Origin of the sequence: Methylorubrum aminovorans (assembly GCF_022179725.1) — a bacterium.
GTDB classification, from domain to species: domain Bacteria; phylum Pseudomonadota; class Alphaproteobacteria; order Rhizobiales; family Beijerinckiaceae; genus Methylobacterium; species Methylobacterium aminovorans.
Window position 1 is genome coordinate 92305 of sequence record NZ_BPRC01000011.1, and the last position, 16228, is coordinate 108532.

The 16228-nt window shown below is 69.2% G+C and carries 16 protein-coding genes; 4 read left to right on the plus strand and 12 right to left on the minus strand.

Features of this window, described 5'->3' with window-relative positions:
- Positions 1 to 161: 161 nt before the first annotated feature.
- Positions 162 to 365 carry a hypothetical protein gene (locus tag MFF24_RS16210; RefSeq protein ID WP_238225591.1) on the minus strand — a complete coding sequence of 68 codons (204 nt, stop codon included), beginning with the start codon at positions 363 to 365 and terminating at the stop codon, positions 162 to 164.
- Between the two features lie 144 nt (positions 366 to 509).
- The gene (locus MFF24_RS16215; protein ID WP_238225593.1) at positions 510 to 1406 is read right to left on the minus strand and encodes a peptidylprolyl isomerase; all 897 of its coding nucleotides are present in this window, start codon (positions 1404 to 1406) and stop codon (positions 510 to 512) included.
- Between the two features lie 405 nt (positions 1407 to 1811).
- On the opposite strand from MFF24_RS16215, the gene secA reads away from it, so the two are divergent.
- Together secA and MFF24_RS16225 are read left to right on the plus strand one after the other, a co-directional pair.
- A complete protein-coding gene (gene secA, locus MFF24_RS16220) occupies positions 1812 to 4718 on the plus strand; it encodes a preprotein translocase subunit SecA (RefSeq protein WP_238225595.1) in 2907 nt (968 codons plus the stop codon).
- A 7-nt stretch (positions 4719 to 4725) separates the two neighbouring features.
- Complete coding sequence (locus MFF24_RS16225) at positions 4726 to 5136, plus strand: GNAT family N-acetyltransferase (RefSeq protein ID WP_238225596.1); 411 nt, start codon at positions 4726 to 4728, stop codon at positions 5134 to 5136.
- A 6-nt stretch (positions 5137 to 5142) separates the two neighbouring features.
- On the opposite strand, the gene ampC is transcribed toward MFF24_RS16225, so the two are convergent.
- Complete coding sequence (ampC, locus tag MFF24_RS16230) at positions 5143 to 6309, minus strand: class C beta-lactamase (RefSeq protein ID WP_238225598.1); 1167 nt, start codon at positions 6307 to 6309, stop codon at positions 5143 to 5145.
- A 55-nt stretch (positions 6310 to 6364) separates the two neighbouring features.
- Here ampC and MFF24_RS16235 point away from each other — a divergent pair, with 55 nt between their 5' ends.
- Both MFF24_RS16235 and MFF24_RS16240 read left to right on the plus strand, forming a co-directional pair.
- Positions 6365 to 7198 (plus strand): 4'-phosphopantetheinyl transferase family protein, encoded by an 834-nt coding sequence (locus MFF24_RS16235; RefSeq protein ID WP_238225600.1) that lies wholly within the window; start codon positions 6365 to 6367, stop codon positions 7196 to 7198.
- 161 nt (positions 7199 to 7359) lie between these two features.
- Positions 7360 to 7806: an NUDIX hydrolase gene (locus tag MFF24_RS16240; protein WP_238225602.1), complete on the plus strand. Its 447-nt coding sequence runs from the start codon at positions 7360 to 7362 to the stop codon at positions 7804 to 7806.
- 4 nt (positions 7807 to 7810) lie between these two features.
- Here the strand turns inward: MFF24_RS16240 and MFF24_RS16245 are convergent, their stop codons facing one another.
- From MFF24_RS16245 to MFF24_RS16285, 9 genes are all read right to left on the minus strand, one after another.
- A complete protein-coding gene (locus MFF24_RS16245; protein ID WP_238225605.1) occupies positions 7811 to 9067 on the minus strand; it encodes an extracellular catalytic domain type 1 short-chain-length polyhydroxyalkanoate depolymerase in 1257 nt (418 codons plus the stop codon).
- Positions 9068 to 9158: 91 nt separating this feature from the next.
- The gene (locus MFF24_RS16250; RefSeq protein WP_238225726.1) at positions 9159 to 9608 is read right to left on the minus strand and encodes a ribbon-helix-helix domain-containing protein; all 450 of its coding nucleotides are present in this window, start codon (positions 9606 to 9608) and stop codon (positions 9159 to 9161) included.
- A gap of 204 nt (positions 9609 to 9812) precedes the next feature.
- Entirely contained in the window at positions 9813 to 10523 is a 711-nt protein-coding gene (gene dnaQ / locus MFF24_RS16255; RefSeq protein WP_238225607.1) for a DNA polymerase III subunit epsilon, read from the minus strand.
- A 268-nt stretch (positions 10524 to 10791) separates the two neighbouring features.
- Positions 10792 to 11019 carry a type II toxin-antitoxin system HicB family antitoxin gene (locus MFF24_RS16260; RefSeq protein ID WP_166058915.1) on the minus strand — a complete coding sequence of 76 codons (228 nt, stop codon included), beginning with the start codon at positions 11017 to 11019 and terminating at the stop codon, positions 10792 to 10794.
- A gap of 373 nt (positions 11020 to 11392) precedes the next feature.
- Positions 11393 to 12022, minus strand: coding sequence for a dephospho-CoA kinase (gene coaE / locus MFF24_RS16265; RefSeq protein WP_238225609.1), 630 nt, complete (start codon positions 12020 to 12022; stop codon positions 11393 to 11395).
- On the minus strand, positions 12019 to 12855 hold the full coding sequence (locus tag MFF24_RS16270; protein WP_238225611.1) for a shikimate dehydrogenase: 837 nt from the start codon (positions 12853 to 12855) through the stop codon (positions 12019 to 12021). Before MFF24_RS16270 ends, coaE begins: the two co-directional genes overlap by 4 nt.
- Positions 12856 to 12883: 28 nt before the next feature.
- Positions 12884 to 13885: a cation diffusion facilitator family transporter gene (locus MFF24_RS16275; RefSeq protein ID WP_238225614.1), complete on the minus strand. Its 1002-nt coding sequence runs from the start codon at positions 13883 to 13885 to the stop codon at positions 12884 to 12886.
- A gap of 14 nt (positions 13886 to 13899) precedes the next feature.
- Positions 13900 to 14544, minus strand: coding sequence for a Maf family protein (locus MFF24_RS16280; RefSeq protein ID WP_238225616.1), 645 nt, complete (start codon positions 14542 to 14544; stop codon positions 13900 to 13902).
- Positions 14528 to 16195, minus strand: a complete 1668-nt coding sequence (locus MFF24_RS16285) for a glycosyltransferase family 61 protein (protein WP_238225618.1) — start codon at positions 16193 to 16195, stop codon at positions 14528 to 14530. Before MFF24_RS16285 ends, MFF24_RS16280 begins: the two co-directional genes overlap by 17 nt.
- Positions 16196 to 16228 lie beyond the last annotated feature (33 nt).

Genomic DNA, 16228 nt, shown 5'->3' on the forward strand with positions numbered 1-16228 from the left:
GCGGCGATCCGATCACGGCTTCCCGCCCGCAACAGCTCCTGTCGGATCGCGTCGGTTGATCTCGGTTCGAAGAGACGCGCCCGATCGCACGGCGTTTAAAACGAAGCCGCCCCCGGCCGGGTGGCGCGGGGGCGGTTCTGATCGTCCGAAGGGGAAAGAGGTCAGGCGGCGATCTTGGTCGCGCCGACGATGGTGTTCTCGTTGGCCAGCCGGACGGCGGTGGCCGGAGCGCGGTGGGTCGCCTGGATGCTGGTCATCTCGCCGGCGGAGACATGCATGCCACCCTCGGAGCCGAAGCGCTCGGCCAGCATCACGACCAGGGTCACGTTGGCGATGGCAGCGGCGAGAACGATAAGGGCGATCATGGCGGGCACGTCCTTTGGTGCGATGCGATAAAGTCTATATCGCACCGCACCCTGGATCTTGGTATACCAGATACCGAAAGTCCGACATGCGGCCGGCGCATGCCGAAGCGCCGGCTCTCTCCGCCATTCCTACACCCACTTGCCTTACGGCTTCTTGGTCTCGCCCGCGGCCGGGGCGTTGCTGCCCGAGCGCTCGACCTTGGCCGCCTCGCGCAGCTTGACGATGGTGTCCTGCTGCGCCTTGCGGGTGAGGTACTGGTCGATCTGCTCCTTCATCTCGTCGAAAGTCGGCACCGGCTTCGTCCGCTTCTCCTCGACGCGCAGCACGTGCCAGCCGAACTGGGTCTTGACCGGGTCGGAGACCTGGCCCGGCGCCATCTTGAAGGCGGCGTCCGCGAACGGCTTCACCATCCGCTCCTGGGTGAACCAGCCGAGATCGCCCCCTTCCGTCTTGGAGCCGGGATCTTTCGACACCTCGCCCGCGATCTTGGCGAAATCCTCGCCGCCCTTGATGCGGGCAGCGATCGCCTTGGCCTCGTCCTCGCTCTCGACGAGGATGTGGCGGGCTCGCACCTCCTCCTCGGGCTTCATCGACTTCACGGTCTGGTCGTAGAGCGCCTTGGCGGCCTCGGGCGTCACCGCCTTCTTGGCCTCGCGCTCGAGGTAGTCGTCGAGCAGGAGCTTGTCGCGGAAGTAGGCGAGCTTGCGCTTGAACTCAGGCGCGTCGCCGACCTTGGCGGCCTCGGCCGCCTGCGCGCCGACCTTCAGATCGATCATGTAATCGACCAGCAGGTTCTGCTTGGCGCTCTCGTCGACGCCGGGCAGCGACAGGGCCGGATCCTCGCCCGCGAGCGCGAGGTCGGCACCGGTGATCGGCTGCCCGTTGACCCGCGCCACCACCGTGTCGGGCGAGGTTGCCGCGGGCGCCGGCGTCGCCGCTTTCGGGGCGGGCGTCTGGGCGAGGGCGACGCCGGACAGGCACGGCGCGGCGAGGATCAGCGCGAGGGCGCTCGCGCGCCGGAGGGAGAACGGAATCGGCATCGGAAGCGTCGTTCCTTGGGCGTCGTCCCCGCCGGGCCGGTCTTTACGCCGTCCGGCTTCGTCCCGCGGGGCTCGTCGGGATGCGGCAGGTGCCGCGAAGCGCGGACACAGGTGGAATCTCTTCGGGGCAAAGGCAAGCGTGGCCTTGATCGCCCCGCGCGCTCGTGACCGCCGGCCGGTGACGCTCGCGCGCGAAGAGCGCCGCGCGGAGCGAAAGCCTGAACCTGCGGCGGCGGGCGCCGGCGGTTGCAGCCAGCCAAAAAGCAGGGCCGGGCCACCGCTCGGTTGTCCGGTCCGGCACTACCGGATGCGCCTGCGGATATTTACCTCTATAAGCCCGCCCCATGACAGGCCGGCGGCCCCTGAAAATGCCGCCCGCGACGACCTCACGACCGCAGGTTCACGATGCTCGGTGCCCTCGCCAAGAAGATTTTCGGCTCGTCCAACGACCGCCGCGTCAAGGGTTTTCGCCCGCGCGTCGCGGCCATCAACGCGCTCGAACCGGAAATCAGCGCCCTGTCCGATGAGCAGCTGCGCGCCCGCACGCAAGCCTTCCGCGATCAGCTCGCCGCCGGCACCCGCCTCGACGACCTGCTGGTGCCCGCCTTCGCCACCGTGCGCGAGGCGGCCAAGCGCGTGCTCGGCCAGCGCCATTTCGACGTGCAGATGATCGGCGGCATGGTGCTGCACGAGAGCGGCATCTCGGAGATGAAGACCGGCGAGGGCAAGACGCTGGTCGCGACACTCCCGGTCTACCTCAACGCGCTCGAGGGCAAGGGCGTCCACGTCGTCACCGTCAACGACTACCTCGCCTCCCGCGACGCCGAGTGGATGGGCCGGGTCTACCGCTTCCTGGGGCTGACCGTCGGCACCATCGTGCACGGGCTCGACGATGGGCAGCGCAAGGAGGCCTATGCCTGCGACATCACCTACGGCACCAACAACGAGTTCGGCTTCGACTACCTTCGTGACAACATGAAGTACGAGCTCTCGCAGATGACGCAGCGGGGGCACCACTTCGCCATCGTCGACGAGGTCGACTCGATCCTCATCGACGAGGCGCGCACGCCGCTCATCATCTCGGGGCCGGTGGACGACCGCTCGGAACTCTACGTTGCCGTCGACACGATCATGCCGCGGCTGGCGCCCGAGCATTACGATCTCGACGAGAAGCAGCGTCAGGTTTCGCTGACGGAGGCCGGCAACGAGTTCATCGAGGAGGAGCTGCGGGCGGAGGGCATCCTCAAGGAGGGCGACCTCTACGACGCCCACAACGTCACCCTCGTCCACCACGTGAACCAGGCGCTTCGTGCCCACACCCTGTTCACGCTGGACAAGGATTACATCGTCAAGAACGACGAGGTCGTCATCATCGACGAGTTCACCGGCCGCATGATGCAGGGCCGGCGCTACTCGGAAGGCTTGCACCAAGCGCTCGAGGCCAAGGAGCGGGTGACGATCCAGCCCGAGAACCAGACGCTCGCCTCGATCACCTTCCAGAACTACTTCCGCCTTTACAAGAAGCTCGCCGGCATGACCGGCACGGCGTCGACGGAAGCCGACGAGTTCGCCGAAATCTACAAGCTCGACGTGGTCGACATCCCGACCAACAAGGAGATCGAGCGCGTCGACGAGGACGACGAGGTCTACCGCACCGTCGAGGAGAAGTACGACGCCATCATCAAGGAGATCGACAAGGCGCATAGCCGCCTGCAGCCGGTGCTGGTCGGCACCGGCTCGATCGAGAAGTCGGAGCTGATCGGCGAACTCCTGAAGAAGGCCGGCTACACGCTGCTCGACTATTCCGACCCGAACGCGCTGACCGACGTCTACAAGGCCGCCCGTGAGAACCGGGTGACGAAGCGCTTCGCCGTGCTCAACGCCCGCTTCCACGAGCAGGAAGCCTATATCGTGGCGGAAGCCGGCGTGCCGGGCGCCATCACCATCGCCACCAACATGGCCGGCCGCGGCACCGACATCAAACTCGGCGGCAACCTCGAAATGCGCATCGAGAAGGAACTCGGTCACCTCGCCGAGGGGCCGGAGCGCGATGCCGCGATTGAGGCGCTTAAAAGTGAGATCGCCGAGAACCGCGCCAAGGTGCTGGCGTCCGGCGAGAAGGCCGACCCGGAGGCCGGCCGCAAGAAGGACCTGCCGGGCGGGCTCTACATCATCGGCACCGAGCGCCACGAGTCGCGGCGCATCGACAACCAGCTGCGCGGCCGTTCCGGCCGCCAGGGCGATCCGGGCCGCTCGAAGTTCTACCTGTCCCTCAAGGACGACCTGATGCGCATCTTCGGGTCCGACCGCATGGACGGAATGCTGCAGCGGCTCGGCCTGGAGCAGGGCGAGGCGATCATCCATCCCTGGATCAACAAGGCGATCGAGAAGGCGCAGCAGAAGGTCGAAGCGCGCAACTTCGACATGCGAAAGAACGTGCTCAAGTACGACAACGTGATGAACGACCAGCGCAAGGTCGTGTTCGAGCAACGCCGCGATCTGATGGGTCAGGACAGCGTGCGCGACACCATCGACGAGATGCGCCACGGCGTGATCGACGACCTCGTCGCCGTCCACATCCCCGAGAACGCCTATGCCGAGCAGTGGGACGCGGAAGGGCTGAAGCAGCGCGCCCTCGACGTGCTCAACCTCGATCTTCCGGTCGAGGAATGGGTCAAGGAAGAGGGCATCGCCGACGAGGAGATCCGCGAGCGCCTGCGCAAGGCCTCCGACGAATCCTACGCCGCCCGCGTCGAGCGCAACGGCGCGGAGGTGATGGCCTATGTCGAGAAGCAGGTGGTGCTGCAGGTGTTCGACCACCTGTGGCGCGAGCACCTCGTCTCCCTCGACCACCTGCGTCAGGTGGTCGGCTGGCGCGGCTTCGCCCAGCGCGACCCGCTCAACGAGTACAAGTCGGAGGCGTTCGAGCTGTTCAACGGCCTCGTGGCGGCCCTGCGCGAGCAGGTGACGGCGCAACTCGCCCATGTCGAGATCATGCAGCAGCAGCCCGAGGATTTCCCCGGTGCCGGCTTCGAGGGGGCAGGTCTCGGTGAGCCGCAGCTTCCGCCGATGTTCGCCGAGCATCGCGACCCGACCACCGGCGAGAACGAGTTCGCCTATGGCGGCAGCGAGGGCGGAGCGGGCGGCGCCTACGGCTTTGCCGCGCGCGACCTCTCGGCGGATACGGCAGTGCTGGAGCGCAAGTCCGACGACCCCTCCACCTGGGGCCGGGTCGGCCGCAACGAGCCCTGCCCCTGCGGCTCGGGCAAGAAGTACAAGCACTGCCACGGCCGCTTCGCCACCGAGGCGTGAGCCTTCCGTGAGCGGCCCCATCGTCTACGGGCTTGAGCCGGATCTCGACGCGGAGACCTTTCAGGGTGTCCTCGTCGAATCCGGCCTCGCGCCGCGGCGGCCGGCCGAATATCTTGAGCGGCTCGACCGGATGCTCAGGGGCTCCGACCTGATCGTCACCGCCCGACGCGACGGGCGTCTCGTCGGTGTGGCGCGCACGCTGACCGACTTTGCCTTCTGCGCCTATCTCTCCGATCTCGCGGTCGCCCGCGACTGCCAGGGTCTCGGCATCGGCCGCCGGCTCATCGCGGAGACGCGGGCGGCGGCCGGGCCCGAGACCTCCCTGCTGCTCACCGCCGCGCCCGGCATCGAGGATTATTACGAGGCCATCGGCATGCCGCGCGTGCCGCACGCCTTCCGCTACGACAAGGAACGCTGAGCGGGCTCAAGGCGCCTCGTCCGCCAGCGCCTCCAGCACGGCATGCGCCGCCGCGATGCGGGCCGGGATCGGAAAGGCGCGGTTGGCGAGCATGACGAGACCGATGCGCTTTGCGGGCACGAAGGCGACATAGGCGCCGAAGCCGTTGGTGGAGCCGGTCTTGTTGAACAGCGTGGCGCCCTTCGGCGCTTGCGGCGGATCGAGCCGCGCGGCGGGCTGCGCCTCGAACCGCACGGAATCGGCATTGGCGGCCTGAAGGCGCTCGAGCGTGAGCGGATAGGGCAAGAGTTCCCAGCCGAGCGCCTGCACCATCTCCCCGGTCCGGGAATACCCGACACCGGTGCCTTCGACCGCCCGCCGTAGCGGCGGGTCGAGGCGGCCCGGATCGAGAAGATGGGCCTCGACGAAGCGGATCATGTCGGCGGCGCTGGATTTGACGCCGTAGGCCTCGGCATCGAGCACGCCCCGACTGACCCGGATCGGCCTGTCATTCCGGCCGTAGCCCCAGGCGTAGCGTTCCATCTCCGAGGCCGGCACGCGGATGAAGCTGTGCGCAAGGCCGAGCCCCGGAAACAGCCGGGTCTCCATCAGGTCGGCGAAGTCACCACCCATGGCCGCCGCGGTGGCGGCTCCGAACAGGCCGAGGCTCGGGTTGGAGTAGAGCCGCTGCGTTCCGGGCGGCGCGGAGGGCCGCCACTCGCGGAAATAGGCGATCATCGCCGCCGCGTCGGTGACGCCGCCGGGGAATTGCAGCGGCAGGCCGCCCGCGGTGTAGGTGCCGAGATCGAGCAGGCTGACGCGGTCGAGGGCGCTGCCCCGCAGCGGCGGCAGGAACCGGCTCGGCGCGTCAGCGAGCGAGAGCCGGCCGAGCGCCTGCGCGTAAGCGGCAAGCGTCGCGGTCAACGTCTTGCTGACCGAGCCGATCTCGAACAGCGTGTCCCGCGTCACCGGCCGCTGCCGCTCCCGGTCGGCGAGGCCGAAGGTGAAGACCGCGGAGTGCCCGCTCCGCGTTACGGCGACGGCGAGGCCGGGCACGTCGTATTCCTTCAGCAGCGGGCGGTAGGCCCGCTCCACGGCGGCGGCGATCCGTGTCAGCGGGTCTTCGGCCGCCGCGGGCCCCGAGCCGCACAGCAGGCCGCTCAGGACGAGGGCGAAGAGCCCCACCTTTCGCATTGCGGAAATGGCGCGTTTCCTTCTTGGCTGAGGCGAGCGAGGCGGACGGGCAGCCATGACGGGCGAGGAAAGTGCCGAAAGCGCGGCAGGACCGGAGGCCGCCCGCCCGCTGGTGCGGAGCCTGCGCCTCGGCCTCGACGCGCCCCGGACCGGCCCGATGCAGGCCGCGCTCGCCCTCGCCTGCGCCCCGCTCGACTGGCTGGACGCCCATCGCGCCGGCTTTCTGCACGCGGACGAGGAGGCGCTTCTCACCGACCGTCTCCACGCCCGGCGCCGCCACGGCCTGCTGATCGGGCGCTACGCCGCCAAATGCGCGCTTGCCGCGCTCCGGCCCGATCTCGATCCGCGGGCCCTGGCGATTCGGCCCGGCGTGCTGGAGCAGCCGGTCCTGTCCGGCGCGAGTTCGGAACAGAATCTCGGCATCAGCCTGTCCCATGCCGGCCCGGTCGCGGTGGCCGTCGCCTTTCCCGAGGCCTGCCCGATGGGAATCGATCTGGAGCGGATCCGGCCGGCCAACGTCGCGCTTCTGACCAGCCAGACCCATGCGGCCGAGCGGCGCCTCCTCGCCGCCCATCTCGCGGTGCCGGAGGCCGAGCGGCTGACGCGGCTCTGGTGCCTGAAGGAAGCCCTGTCCAAGGCCCTGCGCTGCGGCCTCACCGTGCCGCTCGACCTTCTCGCCGTCGGAGGCGTCGAGGCGAAGGCGACGGGCCTCGGCGCCACCTTCGCGAACTTCGCGCAATATCAGGGCCTGAGCCTCGCGGCCGGCAATCTCGCCGCCGCCCTGGTGCTGCCGCGCCCGCCGGCGGTGACGCTTGCGATCGATGCGAGGGAATGGGCAACGTTCCGGCACGCCCTGGCCGAGGCCGCGGCGTGGGAGCCGGGTGCGTAGCGTGCCCCGTCCGCATCCGCTCGCGACCAGGGCAGAGTGACACCGTCTCCAGCTGCTCGCTTCGCGTTGACCTCACCCGTCATCGCGAGCGGCAGCGAAGCAATGACGATCGCGGGACCGAAGGAATCGAGCGGACGTCGCATGGAAGGGATTGAACGATCATGACCACCTGGCGCCCGCCTCAAGCCATCCGCGTCAAGGTGATCGGGCTGGCTTGGCGCGGGGATGCGCTGCTGGCGGTCGAGGTCCTCGACGATAGCGGCCGGATCAAGGGTGTGCGTCCGCCGGGCGGCAGCGTCGCCTTCGGCGAAACCCGCGAGCAGGCCCTGGAACGGGAGTTTTCGGAGGAACTGGGCTGCGGCATCTCGATCGCCGGCCCCTGGACGGTGTTCGAGAACATCTACCGTCACGAGGGCGCGCTCGGCCACGAGATCGTCTTCGCCGCCGACATCCGCCTGCACGACGCGGCCCTCTACGACCGCGACGTGATCCGTTTCAGCGAGGACGACGGCACGGCCTGCACCGCGCGCTGGCTCGCCCCGGCCGCCCTGCCGGACGGCGTCGCCCTGTTTCCCGATGGGCTCGCGGCGGCGCTGGCCGCGCGGTGAAGGGTTACCCCTGCGCGCCCGGCAGGCGGTGGCTCAGGAAGAAGTCGAGCATCGCCCGCGAGGCATCCGGTCCGTTCGCGTCGGTGTAGCTGCCCGCCGGGCTGCCGCCCGACCAAGCGTGGCCCGCGCCCTGCACCGACCACGCCTCGACCTGTACCCGGCCCGCCTCGTCGGCGTAGCGGGTGCGGGTGTAGCTGTGGCCGCCCCCGTTCCCGCTCTCCCGCTTCGGCGTCAGCGCTTCGACGCCGGCCTGCGCCAGAACGGCCTCGGCGTTGCGGGGATGGACGGTGCCGTCGCCCTCGCCGTGGAAGACGATGGTCGGCACCCGCAGGGCCTGCGTCACCGAGCCTGCGCCGAAGCCGGCGGCCCCGCCGGGCTCGGCCGCGCCGGGCGCACCGACCCGCATCGCGGAGAGCGCCGAGGGCAGGTCGCGGGCACAGCCCGCCGCGAGCCCCGAATGCACGCCGAGCCCGGCGAACAGATCGGGATAGGCCCGGGCGATGTTGGCCGCCGCCGCCCCGCCCGCCGAGAGCCCGGCGATGTAGATGCGCGAGCGGTCGATCGGGTGCTCGGCGCAGACCGCGCGGACCAGCCCGGCGATGATGCCGGCCTCGCCCGATTCCCGGCCCTGGTCGCCGGGCTCGAACCAATTCCAGCACCTTTGCGCGTTGGCCCGGCTCGATTGGCGGGGATAGACGACGTAGATCCCCTCCTCCTCGGCGAGCACGTTCATGCGCGTGCCCGCCGCGAAATCGTCCGGCGACTGGGTGCAGCCATGCAGCATCACCACGAGCGGGCGCCGTCCGCTTCGCGGGCTCGGGATGAACAGCTTGTAGTCCCGCGCGCCCGCCGCGTTGGAGAAGCTGCGCGCGACGAACTGGCCGCCCTCCGGCTCGACGCCCTCGGATTCGAGGCCGTCGGCTCCGGGTGTGTGCCGGCCGCCGCCCACCAGCTCCCGCATAGAGGGGGCCAGCGTGCGCAGGCTCTGCATCATCTGGTCGATGCTTCCGCGCAGCCGCTCCGGGATCGGCGCCGCGTGCGTCGCATCCGTCTCCGCATCGAGCCGGCCCGCCGGGCCTTCGAGCCGCGGGAGAGCGTGGGGAGCCGCCGACGGATCGGTCGGTTGCGGCCTCTCGGACGGCAAGCCTGCGGCGCCGAGGCTGCGCTGGATCAGGGCCGTCGCCTCGCCGAGCCGTCCGGCCTGAGTCAGGCGGGTGGCCTCTGCCATATCGGTGAAGAAGGCGTTGTGACGTTCGGTCATGCGGGTCTCGCTTTCCGGGTCGGCGACGGGCGCGCGCGAGCGCAGCGGGTCACGAGGGGAGAGAGGTGTCCGGATTCATGGTTGTCCGGGGTCAGAGCAGGCGATCGGCCAGGGCCCGCTTCACGGCGGGACTGGCCTGGAGGCTGCCGAGCACTTCGATCGAGGCGATCGCGACGCTGGCGAGGTCGGCGGGAACGTCGTCGGCGATGACGGCGAGGCCGAGGACGCGGATGTCGAGCCGTGTCCCCATCGCCCGCGCCGTCTCCAGTTCGGCCCGGCCGTAGCGGCGCAGGCCGACTTCGATCGGGTTGCGGGCGACCGATTGACGGGTAATGTCGGCGTGCCGCTCGATCTGGTTGCGGACCGCCGTGCGGATGAAGTCGCTGCGGTTGGCGTAGACGCCTTCCGCGACGAGCAGATCGACATGCCCGAGATCGACGAAGCCGAGATTGACCGTGATCTTCTCATGGTCGCCGGATCTCGCCCCGCTCCGCACCACGATCGGGGCTTCGGGCCGGCTCGCCTGCATCCCATCCATCATCGCGCTCATCCCCGCGCCATCCACAGGGATGGTATGGGAACGCTCATGCTGCATCGCAAGGTAAAATTTTTTGCATTGCAGCAAGAGGGGGGGCGTCGGCTTCGATGGATGTCGGCGATCGTCCTTGGCGAACCGTCGGACGATCCAACGCGGAAGCGCGCGTTCGAAGAGCGACTTAGCGAGGCGTAACGGCAGAACGCCGCCTCACGGCTCCAAGTATTCCCGCCAGACGGCGTTTGTTCCGAGGCTCTCGACAAAGCTGCCATGCCGCAGGCGCTCCGCTTCGGTGAGCCGGCTGCGTATCGGCCGGGGTCCGACAGAGCCCGAATCAGGCAAGGCCGCGACCGTCACGCTTCCGGCGGGTTCGGCGATGCTGAGCCCCAGGCTGGTCTGCTTGCCTCCCAAGAGTTCGACGTAGACCTCGGCCAGGATCTGCGCGTCGAGCAGCGCGCCGTGCTTGACCCGGCGGGTGGTGTCGACGCCGTAGCGGTTGCACAGGGCATCGAGGTTGTTGGCCGCGCCCGGATGCTTGCGGCGGGCGAGCAGCAGGGTATCGACCACGTCCTCCAGCGGAATCGGCTTCGGTGCGGCGGGCCCGAGCTTAGCGAACTCCATGTTGAGGAAGCCGACGTCGAAGGGCGCGTTGTGGATCACCAGCCGCGCATCGCCGCAGAAGGCGACGAAGGCATCGACCACATCGGCGAAGACCGGCTTGTCGGCGAGCATGGCATCCGAGATGCCGTGGACCGCGAACGCCCCCTCGGACACCGCCCGCTGCGGGTTGATGAGCTGGTGATAGAATTTACCGGTCTGGACGTGGTTGATCAGCTCGACGCAGCCGATCTCGATCAGCCGGTCGCCGTTCTTGGCGTCCGTACCGGTGGTCTCGGTATCGAGGACGATCTCGCGCAGCATGTTTTTGGTTCCGTGGCCGGCGGGAAGAGTGCGATGGGCCATTGTCATCGGAAAGCGTTACCGAGGCAGGCAAGGCTTCGAGCTACCTCTCAGAGCGCAACCCTACTCAGCCGCAGCAAGGGCGGACGATCATGACGACAAGGCCTGACGGGTCTGAGCAGGGCTGGAGCTGATACGGTGCCATGTCAGATGAGGAGCGGCTCACCGCGGTTCGGGCCGATCCTGATGAACAACCTTCAATGCAGCGGATGCCACGAACGGCGCTGGATCAACCGACGGCGCGTAAGGGCGTGTGCGTGGGCTCCGGGATTCCATGGCCGAGTTCGCGTGCCATCTCGATCCAAGCATCGATCGCCTCGCGCACGTTCCGAAGCGCCTCCTCCGGGGTGTCCCCATCGGACATGCATCCGGGCAGGTCGGGCACCGTGGCAGCAAACCCGCCGCCATCGTCGGCGGTGAGTGGGGTGATCACGACCGGATAGGTGAGTTCGTTCATGGAGCGTCTCTAACTCTGTCGATGAACCGAACGAGGTCGCGGATGTAGATGGGTTTGATGGGTCTCTTCGCGGGAATGGTCAACTTCTCGCGTTGTGTCGGGTGACCCACCCCAAAGTGCGAACCACCGCCACGAGCGGATCGGCAATCGATATTGAACTCTGAGCAAACCGCTTTCACGTCCGCGATGGTCCATCCAGCCTTCGGATTGGCTCGCATCGCCTCAAGGCGCTTCGACATAGCGAATCATCTCCCAACAAATTGGAGACGATTTTTGCAAAACAGCCTTAAAAAGCCCTTTAGCGCGGAGTTTGCATCAATCGGGTTAAAGGGCTGTTAAAATAAAGCCACGCTTGGCTCCTCCTGAAGCCTTCTCATGCGGAAGGGATGGTTTGGGTTGTCAATTGCGAGACGATCCGCCCCACCTCGGCTTCCGCGTGGTCGAACCCGCGGCTCGTGTCGATCACGAAATCCGCCCGCGCCCGCTTCTCGGCATCCGGCATCTGCTTGGCGCGGATCGCCTCGAACGCGGCCTCGGTCATGCCGGGGCGGGCGAGCACGCGGGCTCGCTGAACCTCCAGCGGCGCGGTGACGACGAGGACGGCGTCGCAGCGGGCCTCGGCCCCGGTCTCGAACAGGAGCGGGATGTCGAGGACGACGAGCGGCGCGTCCGCGTGGCGAGCCAGGAAGGCGCGGCTCTCGTCGCGGACCAGCGGATGCACGATCGCCTCCAGCCGCGCGAGCTGTTCGGAATTTCCGAGCACCGCCGCGCGCAGCGCCGGCCGGTTGACGCCGCCCTCCGGCGTCAGGGTGCCGGGAAAGGCATCTCCGATCGCCCGCGCTGCGGCGCCGCCCGGCCCGTAGAGGGCGTGGACCGCCGCGTCCGAATCGTGGACCGGGACGCCGCGGGCGGAAAACATCGCCGCGGTGGCCGATTTGCCCATGCCGATCGAGCCGGTGAGGCCGAGCACCACGGGGCGGCGGGGTGGATCGGTCGCGCTCATGCCGCGGCAAGGTCCGCGACGATCTTTTGGCGCAGGGCCGGCGTCACCGCCGGGCGCAGGCCGAACCACGCGGCAAAGCCCGGCACCGCCTGGTGCAGCAGCATGCCGAGCCCGTCGACCGCCGCGAGCCCCCGCGCCCGCGCCGCGGCCAGAAGCGGCGTCTCAAGCGGCACGTAGACGATGTCGGCCACCGCCGCGCGGTCCGGGAGCGGGGCGAGGTCGAGCGCGAGCGGCGGATGCCCGGCCATGCCGAGCGAGGTCGTGTTGACGAGGAGCCCGGTCTCGGCGAGCGCCTCCGGCACGGCCTCCCAGGCCAGCGCCGCGACGTGATCGGGGTCGAATTCGGCCAGCGCCCGCGCCCGCTCGGGGCTGCGGTTGGCGACGCGGACCGAGAGCCCCCGCTCTACCAGACCGACGACGATGGCCCGCGCCGCGCCGCCCGCGCCGAGCACGAGGGCGGTCCCGCCGGTACGCTCGGCCCAGCTCTCACCGAGGCTCTGATCGAGATGGGCGATGAAGCCCGGCGCATCGGTGTTGTCGCCGCGCACGCGGTCGCCCTCGACGATCAGCGTGTTCACTGCCCCGATTCTTTGCGCACGCGGTGTCAGCGAATCCGCGAGGCGGTAGGCCGCCTCCTTGTGCGGGATGGTGACGTTGCCGCCGGCAAAGCCCGAACCGGGCAGCCCGCGGACAAACGCCTCGAAGGCGTCGGGCGCCACGTCGATGCGCTCGTAAGTGCCGTCGAGCCCGTGCTCGGCGAGCCAGTGGCCGTGGATCAGCGGCGAGCGGGAATGCCGGATCGGGTGGCCGACGACGAAGGCCCTGAGGGTCATGAAATCCTGCCGAAAACGTCGAGGGACATCACGCGGCGCAGCCCTTCGGCAGCGTGCAGGCGGTCTGCCCCTCGATCTCGATCTGAAGGGTGGCGTGGCCGATCCCGAAGCGCACCCGCAATTCGTCCGCGGTCTCCTTGAGGAAGTGCGGATGGTTCGCCTCGCCCGCCACGACGAGATGGGCGGTGAGCGCCGGCTCGGTGGTGCTCATCGGCCAGATGTGCAGGTCGTGCAGTCCGCGCACGCCGGGGCGAGCGGCGAGGTAGGCCCGCACCGCCTCCGGGTCGATGCCCGGCGGCACCGCGGCGAGCGACATCGCCACACTGTCGCGCAGCAGGCCCCAGGTCGCGGCGATGATGAGCGCGGCGATGACGAGGCTCACCAGCGGGTCGAGCCAATCGAAGCCGGTGGCGAGGATGACGAGGCCCGCGAGCACCACGCCGGCCGAGACCGCCGCATCGGCGACCATGTGCAGGTAGGCGCCGCGGATGTTGATGTCGCCCTTCGCGCCGTTGGCGAACAGCCAGGCGGTGAAGCCATTGATGCCGATGCCGATCCCGGCCACCACCATCACCGTGGTGCCGGCGACCGGCGCCGGTTCGAGGAAGCGCTGCACCGCCTCGACGATGATGCCGCCGGTGGCGACCAGAAGCACCACTGCGTTGAACAGGGCGGCGAGGATCGAGGAACCGCGCAGGCCGTAGGTGAAGCGGGCCGAGGGCGCGCGCTTGACCAGCACCGCGGCGATCCAGGCGGCGACGAGGCCGAGCACGTCGGAGAGGTTGTGGCCGGCATCGGCCACCAGTGCCATCGAGTTCGACAGCCAGCCGTAGAACGCCTCGACCCCGACGAAGCCGAGATTCAGCGCGATGCCGATCGCGAAGGCCGGCCCGAAATTTTTGGGGGTGTGAGCATGCCCCCCATGTCCGTAAGCGTGGGCATGGCTGTGCCCGGCCTGATCGTGGCCGTGATCCGAATGGGCGTGATCGTGCTGATGACCTTGCCGCTCACCCTGCCGATGGTCGTCCATCGTCCCTCGCCGTGTCAGAACGCCAGCAGGCCCATGCCCCGCAGCCGCGCGAGGAGAGGTGTAAGCGGCAGGCCGAGGATGGTCGAATGGTCGCCCTCGACCCGCTCGAACAGGTGGATGCCGAGCCCCTCGAGCTGGTAGGCGCCGACCGAGGTCGTCACCGCGACGCCCGCGAGCCGCAGATAGGCGTCGATGGCCTCCGCATCGAGGGGGCGCATAGTCAGCCGCGCCGTCTCCGCGAAGTCCTCCGCCCTGCCGTCGCGCAGGATCGCCACCGCCGAATGAAGCTGGTGGGTCCGGCCCTGGAGCCGGGCGAGATGGGCGTGCGCGGCCTTGAGATCGGCGGGCTTGTGGAAGATCCGGCCCTCGCATTCGAGCACTTGGTCGGCGCCGATCACGACGCGGCCGGGATGGCGGGCGGCCACCTCCGCCGCCTTGGCACGGGCAAGACGCCGCGCCAGGTCCACCGGGACAATCTCGCCGCCCTCGGCCTCCAGCGCGCGCTCGTCGATCCGCGCGGGCGCCGTCTCTACCGGCAGGCCGGCGCCCGTCAGGAGGTCGCGCCGGGTGGCGCTCGCCGAGGCGAGAAGGAGGGGCGCCGGGGCGCGCCAGAGGGAGGAGCCCGGGAGATCGACGGGCAGATCAGAAATCCCAGTCATCGAGGCACTGCTTCAGTTGGGTGGGGCAGATCGTGAAATCGGACTGCATACCGAGGCCCGGCCGGTCGCTGGTCCCGTGCAGGGCGTGGTAACCTCCACCCTTGAGGCTCGTCAGATCGAAGAAGAAATCATCGATCATGTCTCGGTTGGTCATGGCGAGGAGGCGCAGGCCGTCGGGCGCGAACAGGATGTTGGCGAGCGCCGCCCCCATCGCGCCGACCACCCGTTCCGCTCCCGCGAACAGGGCGACCTGATCGCGAAAGCTCAGCGTTTCGGGATGCACGGTGCGATAGCCCCGCTCGGCGAGCAACGCCTCGACCTCGGCCTCGTTGATCAGCCGCCGACGGCCCCAGCGGTTGCGGCTGACGTAGAGGCGAGCCGGGCCATCGCCGTCACCCATCGCCGTCCGGAGCCGGGCGGCGGCCTTCAGGATGAGGGGCGACTTCACCCAGGGCTGGACCGTCACCGGCGTCGGGTAGACCAGTTCGCGGAACCGTACCTCGCGCCGGCCGAGCCAGATCGCCTGTTCAGGGGCGATCCCAAAGGGCGCGAGCGAGTCGAGATAGACCGTCCGCATTCCCGGATGATCGTTGAGCACCACCCGGACGCGGCGCAGATCGACGGTCTCGCCCGCCTGCACGATCCTCGGCAGGCCCTCGACGATCCAGTGGCCGTAGTTCTCGTCCCATTCCTGGGTGAGCAGGACCGTCGTCTCGTCGACGTGCAGGGGCGCCGCCTCGGGGCCGGCCGTCTTGGGATTCGCAATCTCGACATGGGCCGTGCCGTCCGCGTGGAAGCGCAAGCTCTCGTTCTGCTCACCGGGCGGGATGTTGGTCAGGCTCTCACGAACCAGATGCTCGCCGCACCGGATCATCCCGGAGCGGAACACCACGGCGTCGCGGAGGGTGCAGACCAGGGATTCGGGCGGCACCACGGCCTCGTCGGCGTGTTCGGCGACGATCGCGGCGACCCAGTCCGGCGCACCGACGATCCGCGGCACGCCGCGGCGGTAGGACGGCCGGCCGAAGCTGCGTGCGGGCGGATCGGACAGATCGCGGGCGTCGGCGAGACGCAGCCGCCGGATCGCGCGGCGATGCTTCTTGAGGACACAGCCCCGATCCCGGACGCGGACGTGATCGGTTTCGGCGAGGATGGTCTCGGCCGCTCCGTCGTCCGTCTTCCGCGCCGGTTCCCCGAGCAGGCGGCGGGCCACGCCCTCGACGAAGCGGTATGGCTCCGGATCGCTGCCGAGGGAGAGGTCCGCGATGAGGTAGATGCCGCCTGGCGCGAGTTGCCCATAGAGGGCGCGCAGGCATGCGACGTGGCCCCGGCTTGCGCGGGCGCGGTGATCGGCGATGACGGCGGGCGCCGAGGAGAAGGCGAGCCGGGTGGCGAGGTCTTCGAGGAAGGCCGGATCGGCGTGGTCACCGGTCTCGACGTGCAGGCGGGTTGTGAAGCGCTCGGGCGCGGGCTCCGGCACGGCGCGGCGAACCGCGATGATCCGGGCCTGCGGGAAGAAGTCGTGCCACACGGCGACGTCTTGCCAGCCCTCATCGACTAGAACGACGACGACGATCGGTTTCAGGCGCACCGATGCGAACAGTTCCTCGTAGAAGGCGATCGCGTCGTTTTCGCCTTCGACCGCCGGCACCGGCTCGCTGCGACGCCATCGGCGCCACAGAGG